The organism is Allobosea sp. Root483D1 (assembly GCF_001429505.1).
In the GTDB taxonomy this organism is placed as follows: domain Bacteria; phylum Pseudomonadota; class Alphaproteobacteria; order Rhizobiales; family Beijerinckiaceae; genus Allobosea.
Map to the genome: position 1 here is coordinate 53,469 of NZ_LMJW01000020.1, position 16,854 is coordinate 70,322.

Annotated in this window: 21 protein-coding genes; 11 read left to right on the forward strand and 10 right to left on the reverse strand. The window is 65.0% G+C overall.

Going from position 1 to position 16,854, the window contains the following annotated elements:
* Positions 1–295 precede the first annotated feature (295 nt).
* A complete protein-coding gene (locus tag ASE66_RS18825) occupies positions 296–2,311 on the forward strand; it encodes a hypothetical protein (RefSeq protein ID WP_057191258.1) in 2,016 nt (671 codons plus the stop codon).
* 122 nt (positions 2,312–2,433) lie between these two features.
* On the opposite strand, the gene aceB is transcribed toward ASE66_RS18825, so the two are convergent.
* Positions 2,434–4,041 (reverse strand): malate synthase A, encoded by a 1,608-nt coding sequence (aceB, locus tag ASE66_RS18830; protein ID WP_057191259.1) that lies wholly within the window; start codon positions 4,039–4,041, stop codon positions 2,434–2,436.
* Between the two features lie 195 nt (positions 4,042–4,236).
* On the opposite strand from aceB, the gene ASE66_RS18835 reads away from it, so the two are divergent.
* Positions 4,237–4,524: an SH3 domain-containing protein gene (locus ASE66_RS18835; protein WP_057191897.1), complete on the forward strand. Its 288-nt coding sequence runs from the start codon at positions 4,237–4,239 to the stop codon at positions 4,522–4,524.
* A 122-nt stretch (positions 4,525–4,646) separates the two neighbouring features.
* Here the strand turns inward: ASE66_RS18835 and ASE66_RS18840 are convergent, their stop codons facing one another.
* From ASE66_RS18840 to ASE66_RS18850, 3 genes are read right to left on the reverse strand one after another with little or no spacing between them, the layout of a single operon-like run.
* Positions 4,647–5,249, reverse strand: coding sequence for a YfbR-like 5'-deoxynucleotidase (locus tag ASE66_RS18840; RefSeq protein ID WP_057191260.1), 603 nt, complete (start codon positions 5,247–5,249; stop codon positions 4,647–4,649).
* Positions 5,249–5,872 (reverse strand): DNA-3-methyladenine glycosylase I, encoded by a 624-nt coding sequence (locus ASE66_RS18845; RefSeq protein ID WP_057191261.1) that lies wholly within the window; start codon positions 5,870–5,872, stop codon positions 5,249–5,251. Before ASE66_RS18845 ends, ASE66_RS18840 begins: the two co-directional genes overlap by 1 nt.
* The gene (locus ASE66_RS18850; protein ID WP_057191262.1) at positions 5,869–6,756 is read right to left on the reverse strand and encodes a YgfZ/GcvT domain-containing protein; all 888 of its coding nucleotides are present in this window, start codon (positions 6,754–6,756) and stop codon (positions 5,869–5,871) included. The genes ASE66_RS18845 and ASE66_RS18850 overlap by 4 nt, the downstream gene beginning before the upstream one ends.
* Positions 6,757–7,038: 282 nt before the next feature.
* On the opposite strand from ASE66_RS18850, the gene ASE66_RS18855 reads away from it, so the two are divergent.
* The 5 genes from ASE66_RS18855 to ASE66_RS18875 all read left to right on the forward strand — a co-directional run bounded on the left by ASE66_RS18855 (position 7,039) and on the right by ASE66_RS18875 (position 10,531).
* Positions 7,039–7,701, forward strand: coding sequence for a dihydrofolate reductase family protein (locus ASE66_RS18855; protein ID WP_057191263.1), 663 nt, complete (start codon positions 7,039–7,041; stop codon positions 7,699–7,701).
* Positions 7,702–7,816: 115 nt separating this feature from the next.
* Complete coding sequence (locus ASE66_RS18860) at positions 7,817–8,239, forward strand: YciI family protein (RefSeq protein ID WP_057191264.1); 423 nt, start codon at positions 7,817–7,819, stop codon at positions 8,237–8,239.
* Between the two features lie 79 nt (positions 8,240–8,318).
* Positions 8,319–8,741, forward strand: a complete 423-nt coding sequence (locus ASE66_RS18865) for a YciI family protein (RefSeq protein ID WP_057191265.1) — start codon at positions 8,319–8,321, stop codon at positions 8,739–8,741.
* Between the two features lie 46 nt (positions 8,742–8,787).
* On the forward strand, positions 8,788–9,213 hold the full coding sequence (locus ASE66_RS18870; RefSeq protein ID WP_057191266.1) for a YciI family protein: 426 nt from the start codon (positions 8,788–8,790) through the stop codon (positions 9,211–9,213).
* 43 nt (positions 9,214–9,256) lie between these two features.
* Positions 9,257–10,531 (forward strand): RNA polymerase sigma factor, encoded by a 1,275-nt coding sequence (locus ASE66_RS18875; RefSeq protein ID WP_057191267.1) that lies wholly within the window; start codon positions 9,257–9,259, stop codon positions 10,529–10,531.
* Positions 10,532–10,541: 10 nt separating this feature from the next.
* On the opposite strand, the gene ASE66_RS18880 is transcribed toward ASE66_RS18875, so the two are convergent.
* The gene (locus ASE66_RS18880; RefSeq protein ID WP_244494987.1) at positions 10,542–10,973 is read right to left on the reverse strand and encodes a GFA family protein; all 432 of its coding nucleotides are present in this window, start codon (positions 10,971–10,973) and stop codon (positions 10,542–10,544) included.
* 188 nt (positions 10,974–11,161) lie between these two features.
* Between ASE66_RS18880 and ASE66_RS18885 the strand changes: the two genes are divergently transcribed.
* On the forward strand, positions 11,162–11,509 hold the full coding sequence (locus tag ASE66_RS18885; protein WP_057191269.1) for a winged helix-turn-helix transcriptional regulator: 348 nt from the start codon (positions 11,162–11,164) through the stop codon (positions 11,507–11,509).
* Here the strand turns inward: ASE66_RS18885 and ASE66_RS18890 are convergent, their stop codons facing one another.
* The 5 genes from ASE66_RS18890 to pdxH all read right to left on the reverse strand — a co-directional run bounded on the left by ASE66_RS18890 (position 11,510) and on the right by pdxH (position 14,279).
* A complete protein-coding gene (locus ASE66_RS18890) occupies positions 11,510–11,779 on the reverse strand; it encodes a hypothetical protein (RefSeq protein WP_057191898.1) in 270 nt (89 codons plus the stop codon).
* Between the two features lie 187 nt (positions 11,780–11,966).
* Entirely contained in the window at positions 11,967–12,407 is a 441-nt protein-coding gene (locus tag ASE66_RS18895; RefSeq protein WP_057191270.1) for a TIGR02301 family protein, read from the reverse strand.
* A complete protein-coding gene (locus ASE66_RS33725; RefSeq protein WP_274532967.1) occupies positions 12,404–12,886 on the reverse strand; it encodes an NUDIX hydrolase in 483 nt (160 codons plus the stop codon). Before ASE66_RS33725 ends, ASE66_RS18895 begins: the two co-directional genes overlap by 4 nt.
* A complete protein-coding gene (locus ASE66_RS18905) occupies positions 12,883–13,605 on the reverse strand; it encodes an SDR family NAD(P)-dependent oxidoreductase (protein ID WP_082613644.1) in 723 nt (240 codons plus the stop codon). Before ASE66_RS18905 ends, ASE66_RS33725 begins: the two co-directional genes overlap by 4 nt.
* Positions 13,606–13,676: 71 nt before the next feature.
* A complete protein-coding gene (pdxH, locus tag ASE66_RS18910; RefSeq protein ID WP_057191272.1) occupies positions 13,677–14,279 on the reverse strand; it encodes a pyridoxamine 5'-phosphate oxidase in 603 nt (200 codons plus the stop codon).
* A gap of 162 nt (positions 14,280–14,441) precedes the next feature.
* On the opposite strand from pdxH, the gene ASE66_RS18915 reads away from it, so the two are divergent.
* The 3 genes from ASE66_RS18915 (at position 14,442) to fabI (ending at position 16,832) form a co-directional block, all read left to right on the forward strand.
* On the forward strand, positions 14,442–14,882 hold the full coding sequence (locus tag ASE66_RS18915; RefSeq protein WP_057191273.1) for an RT0821/Lpp0805 family surface protein: 441 nt from the start codon (positions 14,442–14,444) through the stop codon (positions 14,880–14,882).
* A gap of 84 nt (positions 14,883–14,966) precedes the next feature.
* A complete protein-coding gene (locus tag ASE66_RS18920; RefSeq protein WP_057191274.1) occupies positions 14,967–15,887 on the forward strand; it encodes a DnaJ C-terminal domain-containing protein in 921 nt (306 codons plus the stop codon).
* 105 nt (positions 15,888–15,992) lie between these two features.
* Positions 15,993–16,832: an enoyl-ACP reductase FabI gene (fabI, locus tag ASE66_RS18925; RefSeq protein ID WP_057191275.1), complete on the forward strand. Its 840-nt coding sequence runs from the start codon at positions 15,993–15,995 to the stop codon at positions 16,830–16,832.
* Positions 16,833–16,854: the final 22 nt, after the last annotated feature.

The following is a 16,854-nucleotide window of genomic DNA, read 5'->3' on the forward strand; positions in this document are numbered from 1 at the left end:
CGGCGGATTATACGGGAGGTTGGGAGGGCGGGGATAAGTTTGCGGTCTGTCCCCGTCGGGCGCGGGAACCGCGACAGAACCCCTCTCCCGGATGGGAGAGGGGCAGGGGTGAGGGACCGCCGCTGATGACTAGGGCGAGNNACGGCGCCGTTGCACCTTTCTGCGGATAGGGCAGGCCCTCATCCCTGCCCTTCTCCCACACGGGAGAAGGGTTCCCCGCGCGTCATCCGCGCAAGACGTGGATGCTTGACACAGGGCTGAGCATGACGGGTGTGCCTTTGCCGGAGATCTGACTATGAGTGTACGGGTCCGTGTGACGTTTGGGGATGTTATGGCGCAGCTTTTTAAGCCTGATATGCCGGCGGTGCTGGAACGTACCCACCTTGCAGGCCACGCCGATGCGTTCCTGCTGCCTGTCTATGAGGCGGGATCGAATGCGATCCACTCTTTGCTGGACATTCACGGTGGCGCGAAGATCGCCGCCGAAGGCAAACTGGTGTTCTCGTTTTCGCTAGGCACAACACCGGAGGAGTTCACCGTTACGATCTCGGACAACGGCTGCGGTCTCGACGACTCAAACTACAAAGCTTTCCTCACACCTTTCACCGGTCACAAACTCAAGCGAGGCGGCAAGGGTTTTGGGCGCTTCGTAGCCTTCAAGGTGTTTAATGACATTCTGTACCGCTCGAAATCGAAGGGGCCAAACGGCTCGATTGTCACGCGCAATTTCAAGTTCGATGTCTATGCCGACGAAGAGATAATCGATTTAATCGGCGGTACTGGGCCGGAGTTCGATACGGGCTGTGCAGTCACTTTCAAGCAGATCAAGCCTTCCTATCATAAGAAGTGGGCAGAGCTGAATGCCGAGAGGATTCTGAATCATCTCTCCAGCAATTTCCTGACCTACCTCGTGGACGGCCGTATGCCGGACACAAGAGTCTTTATTGGCGCAGAGGAGTTCGATTTACGTTCGCATTTTGCGAGCGTCTTTAGCCATGAAAAGACGCACGAGTTCCCTGTCGAACTCAGGGACACGTCCTATCAATTCAAATGTGATGTCTCACGCGTCGCGCGGGGGAAGCCGTTCGCCCGTCATGCTCTGATGTTCTTTGCCGATAACCGGTTGCTCGGCGCGGGTCGTGCCATCGAGAACAAACTTGGCAAATCGGCATTTCAGAAATCAGACGGCAGTGAGTATGTGGTAATAGCGAGCCTGTCCGGCGAATTCTTCGACGAAAACGCAAACCAAGCGCGCACCTCGCTTGAGGCAAGCGACGATGAAATTCTGGAAATCGTCGATAAGGCCTGCCAAGCGATTTTGGCTACGGAAAGCGAGCAGCATGATAAGATCAAGAAGGATCAGCGCGACGAAGTTGTTCAGCTGATCGCGCGGCATCCTCTGTTGCGATATGGGCTTAGCGGAACAACGATTGCCGATTACGTAAAGTCAAAGCCTAACAACTGGCGACAAGAGAATTTTGTTTCGGATCTTGCTGTCCAGCGCCTACGCGAGGAGAGGCGTTGGACGAGCTTTGTGCAAACCACCATCGCGAACAAGGAGCTTTTTGCGCAGCGTAAGGCGCAGCTATTGCAGCGCGTCTCTGATACCTATCGTGACGCACTCGCTGAATACATTGTGCATCGCAAAGCGGTTATCGAGGTCGCCGATCAGCTTCGAGGGGCAGATGATGCGGGCGCGATGACACGCGAAGACGCATTCCATCAGCTAATGTTTCCGCGCCTTACAGATTCGGCGACAACCAAGTATTTCCAGCACAATCTCTGGCTGCTCGACGAGCGTCTAGCGTTCGTGTCTTACATATCGAGCGACCGCACCCTGCACGGCGGACGACGCCAGATGGGCGACAAAGTCACTGACGTCGCCTTTTACGATGAGTGCTATGTGGCCGGCGGCCAAGGTAACACCTCTGTAGTGATCGTTGAGTTCAAGCGACCGGGACGTGACGATTACAGTTTCGGGCGCGAGGGTCAGGACCCAATCAAGCAGATTCATGATACGGTCGAATTCATCCGCGAACGTAAATCATTCGTGACGACGAACGGTAAGACGATCGACATACCATCCTCAACTCCCATCACGGCAATCATCGTTGCAGACATGGAGCCTACGCTTCGCAATTTGGCGCGGCGATACGATTTTAATGAGACTTGGGACAAAAAAGGTCTTTTTAAATATCATGAAGATTTCGACGTTTTCATCGAAATATTCGGTTTCGACAAGCTGATCTCTGATGCCGAGAAGCGCAATGCGGCATTCTTTGAGATATTGTTGAACGACATAGGAAGTTAATTAGATTTGGCTATGCGGGAACTCGAACGGGGCGGGAGGTTCGAATGCTAAAGGTTTCCCGGAGCCGCAAATAGTGGCAGACGCCGCCGCGAGGCGGCGCCTTGTATCGTCAGAACCTCAACTCACCCCAGCTTCGCGTAAGCCGGCACGGTCAAAAACTCCTCGAACTCCGGCGCGAGCGAGAGCTTCGAGAACAGGTCGATCGCCTCGGGGAAGCGGCCCTTGTCGTAGGCCTCGGCGCCGAGCTCGCTCTTCACCCGCGCCATCTCCTCGGTCAGGCAGCGCTTGAACAATTCGGCGTCGACCCTGGCGCCGCCTTCGAGCGCGACGCCGTACTGGACGAACTGCCAGATCTGGGCGCGGCTGATCTCGGCGGTCGCGGCGTCCTCCATCATGTTGTAGATCGGCACTGCGCCGCGGCCGCGCAGCCAGGCTTCGAGATATTGCACGCCGACGCGGATGTTCTCGCGGAAGCCGTCCTCGGTGCGGGTGCCCTCGTGCACCTCCAGCAGCTGCTCGCGGCTGACCTCGACGTCCTCGCGCAGCTTGCCGAGCTGGTTCGCCTGCGGCATCAGCCGGTCGAACACCTCGTTCGCGACGGGGACGAGGTCGGGATGGGCGACCCAGGTGCCGTCATGGCCGTCGCCGGCCTCGCGCTCCTTGTCCGCCTTGACCTTGGCGAAGGCGGCGGCGTTGGCCTCCGGATTGTTCTTGACCGGGATCTGCGCCGCCATGCCGCCCATGGCGAAGGCGCCGCGGCGATGGCAGGTCTTGATCAGCAGCAGCGAATAGGCGCGCAGGAAGGCCTTGGTCATCACGACCTGCGAGCGGTCGGGCAGGACGAAGGCCTTGTTGCGGGCGAGCTTCTTGATGAAGGAGAAGATGTAGTCCCAGCGGCCGCAATTGAGGCCCGCCATGTGCTCGCGCAGCTCGTAGAGGATCTCGTCCATCTCGAAGGCGGCCGGCAGGGTCTCGATCAGCACAGTCGCCTTGATCGTGCCGGTCTTCAGGCCGAGCGCGGTCTGGGCGGCGACGAAGACGTCGTTCCAGAGCCTCGCCTCGAGATGGCTCTCGAGCTTGGGCAGGTAGAAATAGGGGCCCGAGCCCTGCGCCAGCGCCGCCTTGGCATTGTGGAAGACATAGAGGCCGAAATCGACCAGGGACCCCGAGGCCTCCTCTCCGTCAATGACGATGTGCCGTTCCGGCAGATGCCAGCCGCGCGGGCGGATGATCAGGACGGCGGGCTTATCCTTGAGCTTGTAGGCCTTGCCGGTGTTGGCGTCGGTGAAGTCGATCTGGCCGGCCCAGCGATCCCTGAGATTGATCTGGCCCTCGACCATGTTGGCCCAGACCGGCGAGGAGGCGTCCTCGAAATCGGCCATGAAGACCTTGGCGCCGGAGTTCAGCGCGTTGACGATCATCTTGCGGTCGACGGGGCCGGTGATCTCGACGCGGCGGTCGAGCAGATCGGCCGGGATGGCTGCGACCTTCCAGTCGCCCTCGCGGATGTGCCTGGTCTCAGGCAGGAAGTCCGGGGTCTCGCCGGCGTCGAAGCGCTTCTGGTGCTGCTTGCGCAGAGCGAGCAGGCGCTTGCGGGTCTCGTTGAAGCGGCGCTGCAGATCGGCGACGAAGGCGAGCGCATCATGGCTCAGGATCTCGTCATAGCGCTCGGCGAGCGCGCCCTTGACGACGACGCCGGTGGGAAGGTTCAGGCTGGTCGGGGCGGTCATGGCTCTTCTCTCTCACCTACATCAGGTGAACCCAGTATGGCCCGGCATGATTTTATCTGGAATGGCAGAGAAAGTCAGATGATCTGATCCAAAAGAGAAACAATCGAATTTCGAAGCGAAATCGGCCCTGAGTCCGCCATTGCACTGGCGTGTCACGGCGCGGGGCGTGCCGGTTGACGATCAGGGGATTTGTTCATGACCGCCACCCGCCTCGGCCTTTTGACCGCCGCGCTTGCAACCTGCCTGCTGTCCACGCCGGCCTTCGCCCAGAACCGCTGTGCTGTCACCGACCCGACCGGCACGCCGCTCAACATCCGCGAGACGCCCAATGGCGAGATCATCGGCCGTGTCAGCAACGGCGCCGGCATCAGGGTGATGAACACCTCCTTCGACGAGCGCGGCCGGCCCTGGGCCCTGATCAGCCCGCGCGGCCGCAACCATGTGGTCGGCTGGGTCTACCGGGAATTCGTGTCCTGTTATTGAGGCAACGGCGTCATGCTGGGGCTTGACCCGAGCATCTCAGGCCGGAGAAGCCTCCATCAGCGCCATCTCGTCCTGAGATTCCCGGGTCTGCGCTGCGCTTCGGCCGAGAATGACGCGCGGGGTCAGCCCCCCGCCAACTCGACGAACCGCGCCAAGAACGCCGCCTGCGCTTCCTCCGTCGCCTGCGGCTCGAGCAGCGCCAGCACCTCGCGCGGCAGCGCCTGTGGACGACCGAAGAAGCGTAGCGCTTCCTCGCGCTCGAAGCCGGCGAGCTCGGTCGCCTCGAGGAAGGCCGCGATCTTGTCGGCGTCCTTGGTCTTGCGCTTGACGATCGCCGGCGTCACGGCCGGCAAGCCGAAGCGCAGATGGATCGCCGCCAGCAGGCGCAGTTCGACGCCCTTGTAGGCATCGCCCATCACCGCCTTGAACGGCGAGATCATGTCGCCGATGACGTATTCCGGCGCATCGTGCAGCAGTGCCATCAGCCGCCAGTCGCGCGGCCAGTCGGGATTGAGATGACCGGCGATCGCCTCGACCAGGAGGCTATGCTGCGCCACCGAGAAGGAATGGGCGCCGCGCGTCTGGCCGTTCCAGCGGGCGACGCGGGCGAGACCATGCGCGATGTCCTCGATCTCGACATCGAGCGGGGAGGGATCGAGCAGATCGAGCCGCCGGCCCGAGAGCATGCGCTGCCAGGCGCGTGGCGGGGCAGGAGGTTTCGCCATCAGGCGGCGGGGCGGGCATCGCGGGCGAGCGCCGCGCATTCCTGCCAGCGGAAGCAGCCGGTCAGGTGGTCGTTGACCATGCCGCAGGCCTGCATCACCGCATAGACGATGGTCGGGCCGCAGAAGGTGAAGCCGGCGGCCTTGAGTTCCTTGGAGATCGCCTTCGACACCGCGGTCTCGGCCGGAACGTCCTCGTGGGTGAGGAAGCTGTTCTGGATCACCCGCCCGTCGAGATGCTTCCAGAGGAAATCGTTGAAGGGCCCCTTCTCGCTGAGCCTGAGATAGGCCTGCGCGTTGCGGATCGTGCCCTCGATCTTGCCGCGATGGCGGACGATGCCGGCATCGTCCAGGAGCCGCTGGACATCGGCCTCGCCGAAGCGGGCGACCGTCTCGGGCTCGAAACCCGCGAAGCCGGTGCGGAAGGCGTCGCGCTTCCTCAGGATGGTGATCCAGGACAGGCCGGCCTGGAAGCCGTCGAGCATCAGCTTTTCCCAGAGCGTGCGGGAATCGTATTCCGGCACGCCCCATTCGGTGTCGTGATAGGCGAGATAGAGCGGATCGCTCCCCGGCCAGATGCAGCGATACTTGCCGTCCGGCCCCTCGACCGCCTCACGCCCGCTCATGCCGCTGCTCCGAAGTCTGGCTCGCCCGGAAAAGAAAAGCGGATGAAGGACGGCTTTTGCGCCAGCGTGAAATCGAGGCCGCCAGCGTCCAGCGCGTGACCGGCAGCAAGCGCATCCGCCACCCGGTCGAGCCGGAGTAAAGCAAGGCCGCGGCCGTTGGCGCAGGAGCCGACGCGCCCGAGCAGCTTGCCGCCGGCGCTGGCCTCGACGCCGTCGTCCGGCTTGATCCCCTCGCTGAAGACGATCGGCACGACGCGCGAGCGGGCGGTGCCGCGGTGCTGCATGCGCGAGACGACCTCCTGGCCGATATAGCAGCCCTTCTTGAAGGAGACGCCGCCGAGCTGGTCGAACAGCGCCTCGTGCGGGAAGGTGTCGCCATAGATGAAGTCGCGGCCGCCATCGGGGATGCCGAGGCCGATGCGATGGGCGTGGTACTCGTCCAGGCTGGCATCCACGAGCTCGTCGGCGCCATCGAGATCGACGATGGCACGCTCGCCGAGCTCGACCAGGCGCGGATCGGCATAGACCAGCCCGGCATCGGCCGGCAGCTTGCCGCCATCGGTCGCGGCGAGCACGGCCACCGTCCGGCTGAGATCATCGAGCGTGACCTTGGCGCGCAGCTTGTAGAGCTTCAGCTTCTTCATCAGGTCGGCGGTCTGGAGCAGGGGTGTATCGAGCAGGAAGCCGCCGCCTTCATCATCAGGCACGGCGACAATCATAAAATCGCCGATGATCTTGCCTTGCGGTGTCAGCAGCCCGCCATAGCCGGCGCGCTCGGCCGTGACGGTCTCCATCGCGTTGGTGACGATGTTCTCAAGGAAATCGCGGGCGTCGTCGCCGCTGACGCGGATGACGCCGCGGTCGACCAGTCTGGTTGCCGGCATGGTGGGCTCTCTGAGCGATCGCTGTTTCGGCGCGGGCGCCGTTCGCCCCGATAGTTAGGGTGCTTCGGCCCGGGGCTCAACCGATGCGACGGCGGAGACAGGAAACGGGTGCCCTACTTTTTTCCGGGCCTCTGACGATTTTTTTTCCGCGAGCTGTCGATCCGGCGATTTGCCGTTCGACGTGTCAGTAAGAAGCAACGGAGGTCGCAGGTCATTGCCGCCTCCGCCCGAGCTTCGGAGACGCGATGCGGGGCGAGCTCCCGCGAGTTCGGGAGACATCAGATGAGACAAGTCGTTGCAGCCACCTTCGTGTCTCTCGACGGCGTGATGCAGGCACCAGGCGGCCCGCAGGAGGATCCGCAGGGCGGATTCAGCCATGGCGGCTGGACCTTCCACCACTGGGACGAGGCGATGGGCAAGGTCATGGACAAGGCCTTCGTCGATAAGTTCGACCTGCTGCTCGGCCGCCGGACCTACGACATCTTCGCGGCGCACTGGCCCTATGCCGGCGATGATCCGATCGCGGTCAAGTTCAACGCGATCACCAAATATGTCGCGACGTCCGAGCCGCAGACACTGACCTGGCAGAACACCGTCGCGCTGCATGGCGATCCCGCCGCGGAAGTCGCGGCGCTGAAGCGCCAGGACGGGCCGAAGCTCCTGCTGCAAGGTTCGAGCGAGCTGATCCAGGCGCTGCTGGCGAAGGATCTGATCGACGAGATCACGCTGCTGACCTTCCCGGTCGTGCTCGGCAAGGGCAAGCGCCTGTTCGGCGCGGGCGCCATGCCCGCCGCGTTCAAGCTCGTCGAGAGCAGCGCCTCGAGCACCGGTGTGCTCATGGCGACCTATCGCCGCGAGGGCGAGGTCACCACCGGCTCGTTCGAATTCGCGGAGCCCAGTGCCGCCGAAATCGCCCGCCGCGAAAAATATGCGGCCAGGAGCTGAATTTTTTCCAGAGCCTCTCGATCGGGGCGTTCCTCGTTCGACGTGATGACAGAGGGCGGGAATTTTCCTGCTCCGTACCGAAGCCAAGCCAACCCCGACAGACAGGAGAAGACCGATGCGCGTGATGGTTCTGGTCAAGGCCGACAAGGACACTGAAGCCGGCGTGATGCCGAGCGAGGAGATCCTCGCCCAGATGGGCGCCTATAACGAGGAACTGGTGAAGGCCGGTGTGATGCTGGCGGGCGATGGGCTGCATCCGAGCTCGAAGGGGTTGCGCATGCGCTTCCAAGGCTCGCAGCGGACGATCATCGACGGCCCCTTCGCCGAAACCAAGGAGCTGCTCTGCGGCTTCTGGATCTGGCAGGTCCGCTCCTTCGACGAGGCGGTCGAATGGCTGAAGCGCGCCCCCTTCGACGGCGGCACCGAGATCGAGATGCGCCCGATCTTCGAGATGGAGGATTTCGGCGAGGCACTGACGCCGGAGCTGCGCGAGCAGGAGGAGCGCTTGCGCGCCGAAACGGCGAAGCGCGCCGGCTGACGTTCCGATCCAGGCAAACCGAACCGAAACGGACGGCGCGAGGCATCGCCTCCGCCCTTCCACTTCAAGGAGAAGACCGATGCGCGTGATGGTTCTGGTCAAGGCCAGCAAGGACAGCGAAGCCGGCGTGATGCCGAACGAAGACCTCTTCACCCAGATGGGCGCCTACAATGAGGAGCTGGTGAAGGCCGGTGTGATGCTGGCGATGGACGGGCTGCATCCGAGCTCGAAGGGGCTGCGCATGCGCTTTTCGGGCTCGCAGCGGACGGTTCTCGACGGCCCCTTCGCCGAGACCAAGGAACTGCTCGCCGGCTTCTGGATCTGGCAGGTCCGCTCCTTCGACGAGGCAGTCGAGTGGCTGAAGCGCGCGCCCTTCGACGGCGGCACCGAGATCGAGCTGCGCCCGATCTTCGAGATGGAGGATTTCGGTGAGGCGCTGACGCCGGAGCTGCGCGAGCAGGAAGAGCGCCTGCGTGCCGAGACGGCGAAGCGCGCCGGCTGAGCCAGCAGAAGTCCACAAACCCAATCAATCCCAAAGGAGAAGACCGATGCGTTTCATGGTGATGGTCAAGGCGACCAAGGACAGCGAAGCCGGTGCGGCACCGACCACGGAATTGGTCGATGCGATGATGGCCTATAATGAGGAACTGGTGAAAGCCGGCATCATGAAGGGCGGCGATGGTCTGCAGCCGAGTTCGAAGGGCGCGCGCGTGCAGTTCGACGGCGCCAGGCGCGCAGTCGTCGACGGGCCCTTCGCCGAGACCAAGGAGCTGGTCGCGGGCTACTGGATCTGGGAGTGCAAGTCGCTCGACGAGGCGGTTGCCTGGGTCAAGCGTTGCCCCAACCCGATGCCCGGCCCGTCCGAGATCGAGATCCGCCCGGTCGTCGACTTCGCCGATTTCGGCGACGCGGTCTCGCCCGAGGCCGATGCGGCCTGGAAGCGCCTCAAGAGCGCGGTCGGTGACAACGGCTGAGGCGCTTGCCAGCGACGATCGCTGATGGTGTGTATCGCAACCGATGACGGCAAGCGATGCACACCGCGCGATCGAGACGGTCTTCAGGATCGAGGCGCCCAGGCTGATCGCGGGCCTTACCCGCGTCACCCGCGATGTCGGCCGGGCCGAGGAGCTGGCGCAGGACGCGCTCGTTGCCGCGCTCCAGCAATGGCCTGATGAGGGCGTGCCGCGCAATCCCGGCGCCTGGCTGATGCAGGCGGCCAAGCATCGCGCGCTCGATGGCATCCGCCGCGCCAAGATGCTGCAGCGCAAGCATGACGAGATCGGCCGCGACCTCGACGATGAGGCTGACCCGACAGCCGAGATCGAGGACGCCCTCGACGACGAGCTCGGCGACGACCTGTTGCGCCTGATCTTCACCGCCTGCCATCCGATGCTCGCGGTCGAGGCGCGACTGGCGTTGACGCTACGATTGATCGGCGGCCTCACCACCGAGGAGATCGCGCGCGCTTTCCTGGTGCCGGAGCCGACCATGGCGCAGCGCCTCGTCCGGGCGAAGAAGGCGCTGACGGAGGCCAAGGTACCCTATGAGGTGCCGCATGGCCCCGAGCTTGGCGAGCGTCTCGCCTCGGTGCTGGAGGTGGTCTACCTGATCTTCAACGAGGGCTATGCCGCGACCGGCGGCGAGGACTGGGTTCGCCCGGCCCTGTGCCAGGAGGCGATGCGGCTTGGGCGCATTCTCGCGGGGTTGGCGCCGCAGGAGCCGGAGGTTCATGGCCTGCTCGCGCTGATGGAATTGCAGGCCTCGCGCCTGCGCGCCCGGATCGGGCCGGATGGCGAGCCGGTGCTGCTGCTCGACCAGAACCGGGCGCGCTGGGATCGCCTGCTGATCAATCATGGCCTCAAGGCACTCGAGACGGCGCGGAGGCTTTCCGCAGCGCCCAGCTCTTATGTCCTGCAGGCCGAACTCGCTGCCTGCCATGCGCGCGCCCGCAGTGGTGACGAGACCGACTGGCGCCGGATCGCAGCGCTCTACAGTGCGCTCGGAACGTTGACGCCCTCGCCGGTGATCGAGCTCAACCGGGCGGTCGCGGTCGCGATGGCGGATGGGCCGGCGGCAGGGCTCGCGCTGGTCGACGCGCTAGCCGATGTCCCTGCGCTGAAGAGCTATCACCTGCTGCCGGGCGTGCGCGCCGATTTCCTGGTCAAGCTCGGCCGCCATGACGAAGCGGAAGCTGAGTTCACCCGCGCCGCTGGCATGACGCGGAACCGGCGCGAGCGCGACCTGCTGCTCGGCAGGGCTGAGACGGCGCGCCAGGCGCAGGCGGCGAGCTGAAGCTGATATCTCAGCCGGCAGAGACGGTGTCGGCGAGGCGATACCAATCAGGCTGATGCGAGCGGTTGTGGATCGCGGCCGGCGCCGGGAAGCCGGGGTCGGTGAAGCTGCCGGCCGAGACCGAGATCGCGCCCGGCATGGCCTCGGCCCGCATGAAGACCAGGCCGCCGCAGCCGGGGCAGAAGACCTGCTCGATCCAGCGGCCGGCATCGCTGCCGCGACGCCAGACGGAAGCCTCGCCCTCGATCGCGACGATCGCGCTCTCCGCGAAGATGGCGCGATAGGCGAAGGCCGAGCCAGTGGCGCGCCGGCATTCGCTGCAGGCGCAGAGATAGACGCGGCACGGTTCGCCCGAAACGGTAAGCCTGAGGCGCCGGCAGCCACAGCAGGCGGTGCGCTGGCGTGCCGTGGGCTCGGTCACCATAGTTGTGGTGGGAGGCAAGCGGATCTCCTGACAAGGCGCGTGATAGGGTCGGCTAGAAGGGCTTGGCCTTCTGACATCGCTCCCCGATGTGAGGTTCAGAAGGTTGCGGTCTCGGTTCAAGCCGGTGCCGCGCGTGCCCGGAATGTCCAATATTTATCGGTCAGGCTCAATTACTTACGTGGGAGTAAGTGGCGCGGGAGGGAAGGATGCCGGTCAGGATCAACTTGCCTGATGCATGCGGCCTCGGCCTAGCCTTGTCGGTGATTGGCGGCCGCTGGAAAGCGGTGATCCTGTGGGAGCTGCACGAGCGGCCGCTGCGCTTCGGCGAATTGCGCCGGCGTCTACAGGGGATCAGCGAGAAGGTGCTTTACGAGCAGTTGCGCGAGATGGGGCGCGACGGTGTCGTCAGGCGCGAGGTGTTCGAGGAGGCGGTGCTGCGTGTCGAATATTCGCTGACGCCAGCCGGGACGGCACTCAACGACGCGGCCCATGTGCTGGCGCAATGGGGCCTCGTCCATGCCAGGCGTGAAGGGCTTCCGGTTGCGGCCGAATAGCTAGTGGCGCGTGCCGGTGGTGAAGTTGCCGCAGCGAATCTTCTCGGGCAGGGCCTCAGCGAAGACGGCGGTCGCCTCCTCGCCATAGGTCTCGACCAGGGTCCGCATCGCCGCGAACAAAGCGGCATGGGCGAGCGCGTCGGAATCGAGCCCGTCCTGCTGCGCTTCGGCGAAAGCGTCCTCGATGTAGCAATAGGCGACGCGGCGGGCGTCCTTGACGTCCTCGGCGAGGGCGGGATCGAGCGGCAGATCGTCGGAGAGAGCAGACATGAAGGCAGCGGAACCCGGCGTCGAAACGTAAGCCAACGGGCAGAACAGACGAGCGCGGGGCGCGGCCATTCCAGCGATTTGCCTGCCGACAATACGGCCAGGCTCCCGCGGGCGCCATCATGGTCTTTAAGAAAGGTTAATTCACCGGGGACAATTCTGCTTAAGAATGGCGCAGGCTTGTCCCAAACTAGCCGCCGAAGCGGCTGGCCAGCGCCTTGGCGAGCTTCTCGCCCTCCTGGGCAAGCCGGGCGGAGGCTTCCTGCGTGCCGTCGCTGCAGGTGCGGTGCGTTGCCGAATAGGCGCGGTAGCCGCGGTTATAGGCGCCGGCCAGCCGCTCGCGCCGTTGTGGCGAGCGCCCTTCGGATTCGAGCAGCGTCGCCATGCGATCGCGCCAGTCCTGCGCCTCGCGCGTCTCGCAGAGCGTGCGCAGATAGGAGAGCGAGCCGATGATCTCGGCGAGCTTCAGCAATTGCGGCTCATAGGGCGGCGGCGGCGATTCGGGCTCTGTCGGAGGCGGTTCGGCGGGGCGTTGTTGCGGCGAGGCAGGGCGCCGCGCCTGCGCCAGCAGCGCCTCCGGGCTTCCAGCCAGGGCGGCGAGGATCAGAGCTGCGAGCGCCCGTTTCGTCATGCAGTAGCGTGGCGCTTGAAGATGGCGGCGGCGCGGCGCAGGACATCGCCGAGTTCGCGCGTCGTCGGCAGGCCGCCGAGCTTCAAGGGATCTGCCCACATCACCGCGCCGGCTTCGGGCCCCGGCCGGGGCTCGCCGGACAGCCACTCCCCGACGAAGGAGGCGATGACGAAGTGATGGGTCACTGCGCCCTTGGGATCGCGGCCGACGATCTCGACATGGCGGTTGAAGCCGAGGATGCGGGCGCTGACGCCGACTTCCTCCTCGAGCTCGCGCAGCGCCGCCTCTTCAAGGCTTTCGCCGGCCTCGACCTTGCCGCCGGGCAGGGACCAGAGCTGGTCGGCCGGCGGTTGGGTTCGTGTTGCCAGCAGAACCTTGCCGTCACGGAAGACGGCGATCGAGGCGGCGAGCACCGGGCGCGCCGCCGCGCGGGCGGGATTCGGGAAACGGATGATCTGGCCGTTGTCCTGACCGCTCACACGTGTTGCCCGCCATTGATGTGGAGCTCGGCGCCGGTGACGTAGCTCGACGCGTCGGTGCAGAGGAAATGGATTGCCTTGGCGACCTCCTCGGTCTTGCCGAGCCGCCCGAGCGGGAGGGTCGCGACGATCTTCTCGGTGCCGGGGGAGAGGATCGCCGTGTCGATCTCGCCGGGCGAGATCGAGTTCACCCGGATGCCGAGCTGGCCGAAATCGGCGGCCATCTCGCGGGTCAGGCTGGCGAGCGCCGCCTTCGAGGTCGCATAGGCGGCGCCGGCGAAGGGATGGACGCGCGAACCGGCGATCGAGGTGACGTTGACGATCGCGCCCTTCGCTGCTGTCAGCTCGTCGAGCAGGCCGCGCGCCAGCATGATCGGCGCGAAGAAGTTGACCTGGAAGACCTGGTGCCAGTCGTTGAACGAGGTCGTCGCAGCGCCGAGCCGCCCGCCCTTCGGCCCCTTCGGCGAGATGCCGGCATTGTTGACCAGCGCATTGAGCTTGCCGCCCTCGGCGGCGAGGCGCTTCTTGATCTCGGCGATGCCGCGCATCGTGTCCTCGGGATCGCCGAGATCGATCTGGACATGATCGTCGGCGCCGGACGGCCAGGGGCATTTGTCGGAGAAAGCCTGGCGCGAGCAGGACAGGATGCGCCAGCCGGCCATGGCGAACTGCATCACCGTGGCGTGGCCGATGCCGCGGCTGGCGCCGGTGAGCAGCATGACCGGGCGCTTGCCCTGTTCCGTCTTGGGAAAGTCGAATTTCGGCATGGCCATTGGCGTTGTGACTTTCCTCAAGGGTAGAGCCGCGCCTTCGTCCAGGCCTCGCCCGGGGCGGCGCGGCTGAAGACGATGCGGTCGTGCAGGCGGAAGGCGCCGTCGCGCCAGAATTCCATATAGACGGGGGCAATACGGAAGCCGGTCCAATGCGGCGGGCGCGGCACCTCGCCGACGCCGAATTTCAGCGCATAGCTCGCGACCGCTTTTTCTAGAGCGAACCTGCTTTCAAGAGGCCGCGACTGCTGCGACGCCCAGGCACCGATCCGGCTGTCACGGGCGCGCGACTGGAAATAGGCGTCGGCCTCTGCGTCGCTGACGCGGCTGACCGGGCCGCGAATGCGGATCTGCCGGCGCAGGCTCTTCCAGTGGAACAGCGCGGCGGCCTTGGGTTGGCCGGCGAGCTCTTCGCCCTTCTGGCTCTGCGTGTTGGTGTAGAAGACGAAGCCGTCGGGGCTGCGGCCGTTCAAGAGGACCATGCGGACATTGGGCAGGCCGTCGGCGTCGACCGTCGAGAGCGCCATGCCGTTCGGGTCGTTCGGCTCCGAGGCCTTGGCCTCCTCCAGCCAGCTTTCGAACAGGGCGAAAGGCTCGCTCGCCTCGGTGAAGTCACCGCTCATTAACGCATTCACGTGCTTAATCCTCGAAGGTTTTTGGGAAGCGTTGGGCGAGCGCGATCCGTAATGCGATTTGAGTTGGCAGTCATATATAAGCCCCGCGGGCAGCGGAGCCAGAGGCCGCGTGAGCGCAGTCCCCTTGCACGCGGGACATCGCTCGCAGGCATGCTCCTGCTTGCGCTGGGTTCGGCCGGCTGTTCGGTCTCCTTCCCGATCATGGGTCTGTCGAGCAAGGCGGAGGACGAGGTCGCGATCACCACCGCCTCGGTGCTGCCGGCGCGCGCCGTCGAAGGCAAGAGTCCGCTGGTTGCGCTCGCACCCGATCTCGGCACCGAGGACTGGCGCCGGGCGGAGGGTGCGATGGCGCTGGCACTCGACCCGCAGGGCAATGGCGCGCCGGTGTCCTGGGACAACGCCCAGAGCGGCATGAAGGGCACCTTCACCCCGGTCGGCGGGCCGTTCCTGAAATCGGATGAGATCTGTCGTGCCTTCCTGGCCTCGATGAGCCTGCAGACCGGCGCGGTGACGCTGCAGGGCACCGCCTGCCGTCCCTCCGGCGGCGAATGGGCCGTGAAAGACGCCAAGCCCTGGAAGGGCACCGTCTGAGCCTGTTGCAACTGCGCCACAGTCTTCCCATCTAGGGGGCGGTTCCGGTACGCCGGAATACGAAGCCTCCGGGGGTGTGTTTGAATGCGTGATCCGTATCAGGTTCTGGGCGTGGCGAAATCGGCTGACGAGGCCGAGATCAAGAAGGCTTATCGCCGCCGCGCCAAGGATCTGCACCCCGACCGCAACCAAGGCGATCCGAAGGCGCAGGAGCGCTTTTCCGAGCTGAATACCGCCTATGAAGTCCTCGGCGATGCCGACAAGCGCAAGCAGTTCGACCGCGGCGAGATCGATGCCGAAGGCAAGCCGCGCTTCGCCGGCTTCGAAGGCATGGGCGCCGGGCGCCGGGGCGCCCATCATGGCGGCTTCGAGTTCAACTTCGATGGCGGCGGAGCGTCCTCCGGCCGCAGCGGCGCCGACCCGGGCTTCGACCCGGCCGACATCTTCGGCTCGCTCTTCGGCGACGCCGCGAGGCGTGGCGGACGCGGCCGGGCGAGCCAGCCGCAGAAGCCCCCGGAACAGAGTTTCACGCTCGAGGTCAACCTGGCCGAGGCGGTCAATGGCGGGATGCGCCGGGTCAAGCTGCCCGGTGGGCGCGAGGTCGAGGTGACGATTCCCGAGGGCGTCGCCGACGGCAAGGTCATGCGCCTGCGCGGCCTCGGCCAGACGCATCCACTCACCGGCGAGACCGGCGACGTGCTGATGACGATCAAGGTCCGGCCCGATCCGCGCTTCACCGTCGACGGCAGCAATCTGCGCGCGCGCGTTGCAGTGCCGCTGGCGACGGCGGTACTGGGCGGGCCGATCCATGTGCCGACGCTCGGCGGCGCCGTCGAGATGAACGTGCCGCCGCTGACCGGCACGGCGCGCCAGTTCCGCCTGCGCGGCAAGGGGCTGCCGGGCGAGAAGAAGGGCGAGCGCGGCGACCTGTTCGTTTCGATCGACATCGAGATGCCGGCCGAGGACGCCGAGCTCACCGCTCTGATGAAGGCCCGGGCGGGCTGAGGCCAGCTGAACAGGAATTCGGCAAAGGACGCTTCCACCCTTCGGCTGCCTCGGTTATGAGACGCTCCGGTCTACTCGCCGGTTCGTCCAGTTCGAAGGTCCCAGATGCCTGAATCCAGCAGCGCCGCCCCGACCGCCAATCTGCTCCGGGGCAAGCGCGGTCTCGTCATGGGCGTCGCCAACAACCGCTCGATCGCCTGGGGCATCGCCAAGGCGGCCGCGGATGCCGGCGCCGAGCTTGCCTTTACCTATCAGGGTGACGCGCTGAAGAAGCGGGTCGAGCCGCTGGCAAAGCAACTGGGTGGCCATGTCGTCGGCCATTGCGACGTCACCGACGGCGCGACGATCGACGCGGTCTTCACCGAGGTCGAGAAGCTCTGGGGCAAGCTCGACTTCGTCGTCCATTGCATCGCCTTCTCCGACAAGGACGAGCTGACCGGCCGCTATGTCGACACGACCGAGGCCAATTTCTCGAAGTCGCTGCTGATCTCCTGCTATTCCTTCACGGCGATCACCCAGCGTGCGGAGAAGCTGATGCCGGATGGCGGCTCGCTGCTGACGCTGACCTATTACGGCGCCGAGAAGTGGATGCCGCACTACAACGTCATGGGCATCGCCAAAGCGGCGCTGGAATCGAGCGTGCAGTATCTCGCCGCCGATCTCGGCCCCCAAAAGATTCGCGTCAACGCGATCTCGGCCGGGCCGATCAAGACCCTGGCGGCGTCGGGCATCGGCGATTTCCGCTACATTCTGAAGTGGAACGAGTACAACTCGCCGCTGCGCCGCACCGTCACGATCGAGGAGGTCGGCGAGACCGCGGTCTTCCTGGTCTCCGACATGTCGCGCGGCATCACCGGCGAGATCATGCATGTCGATGCCGGCTACCATGTCGTCGGCATGAAGGTGCCGACCGCGCCGGACATCTCGCTCGACAAGGGCGAGTGAATTTTGCAGCGCATCAGCGATG

Coding starts and splice junctions, on each gene's coding strand:
- fabI (WP_057191275.1), top strand. CDS start 15,993: ATGCCTGAATCCAGCAGCGCCGCCCCGACCGCCAATCTGCTCCGGGGC.
- ASE66_RS18845 (WP_057191261.1), bottom strand. CDS start 5,872: ATGAGCGGGCGTGAGGCGGTCGAGGGGCCGGACGGCAAGTATCGCTGC.
- ASE66_RS18855 (WP_057191263.1), top strand. CDS start 7,039: ATGAGACAAGTCGTTGCAGCCACCTTCGTGTCTCTCGACGGCGTGATG.
- ASE66_RS18885 (WP_057191269.1), top strand. CDS start 11,162: ATGCCGGTCAGGATCAACTTGCCTGATGCATGCGGCCTCGGCCTAGCC.
- ASE66_RS18905 (WP_082613644.1), bottom strand. CDS start 13,605: ATGCTGCTCACCGGCGCCAGCCGCGGCATCGGCCACGCCACGGTGATG.
- ASE66_RS18840 (WP_057191260.1), bottom strand. CDS start 5,249: ATGGCGAAACCTCCTGCCCCGCCACGCGCCTGGCAGCGCATGCTCTCG.
- ASE66_RS18860 (WP_057191264.1), top strand. CDS start 7,817: ATGCGCGTGATGGTTCTGGTCAAGGCCGACAAGGACACTGAAGCCGGC.
- ASE66_RS18835 (WP_057191897.1), top strand. CDS start 4,237: ATGACCGCCACCCGCCTCGGCCTTTTGACCGCCGCGCTTGCAACCTGC.
- ASE66_RS18875 (WP_057191267.1), top strand. CDS start 9,257: ATGACGGCAAGCGATGCACACCGCGCGATCGAGACGGTCTTCAGGATC.
- ASE66_RS18915 (WP_057191273.1), top strand. CDS start 14,442: ATGCTCCTGCTTGCGCTGGGTTCGGCCGGCTGTTCGGTCTCCTTCCCG.
- ASE66_RS18920 (WP_057191274.1), top strand. CDS start 14,967: ATGCGTGATCCGTATCAGGTTCTGGGCGTGGCGAAATCGGCTGACGAG.
- ASE66_RS18865 (WP_057191265.1), top strand. CDS start 8,319: ATGCGCGTGATGGTTCTGGTCAAGGCCAGCAAGGACAGCGAAGCCGGC.
- ASE66_RS18895 (WP_057191270.1), bottom strand. CDS start 12,407: ATGACGAAACGGGCGCTCGCAGCTCTGATCCTCGCCGCCCTGGCTGGA.
- aceB (WP_057191259.1), bottom strand. CDS start 4,041: ATGACCGCCCCGACCAGCCTGAACCTTCCCACCGGCGTCGTCGTCAAG.
- ASE66_RS18890 (WP_057191898.1), bottom strand. CDS start 11,779: ATGTCTGCTCTCTCCGACGATCTGCCGCTCGATCCCGCCCTCGCCGAG.
- ASE66_RS18850 (WP_057191262.1), bottom strand. CDS start 6,756: ATGCCGGCAACCAGACTGGTCGACCGCGGCGTCATCCGCGTCAGCGGC.
- pdxH (WP_057191272.1), bottom strand. CDS start 14,279: ATGAGCGGTGACTTCACCGAGGCGAGCGAGCCTTTCGCCCTGTTCGAA.
- ASE66_RS18870 (WP_057191266.1), top strand. CDS start 8,788: ATGCGTTTCATGGTGATGGTCAAGGCGACCAAGGACAGCGAAGCCGGT.
- ASE66_RS18825 (WP_057191258.1), top strand. CDS start 296: ATGAGTGTACGGGTCCGTGTGACGTTTGGGGATGTTATGGCGCAGCTT.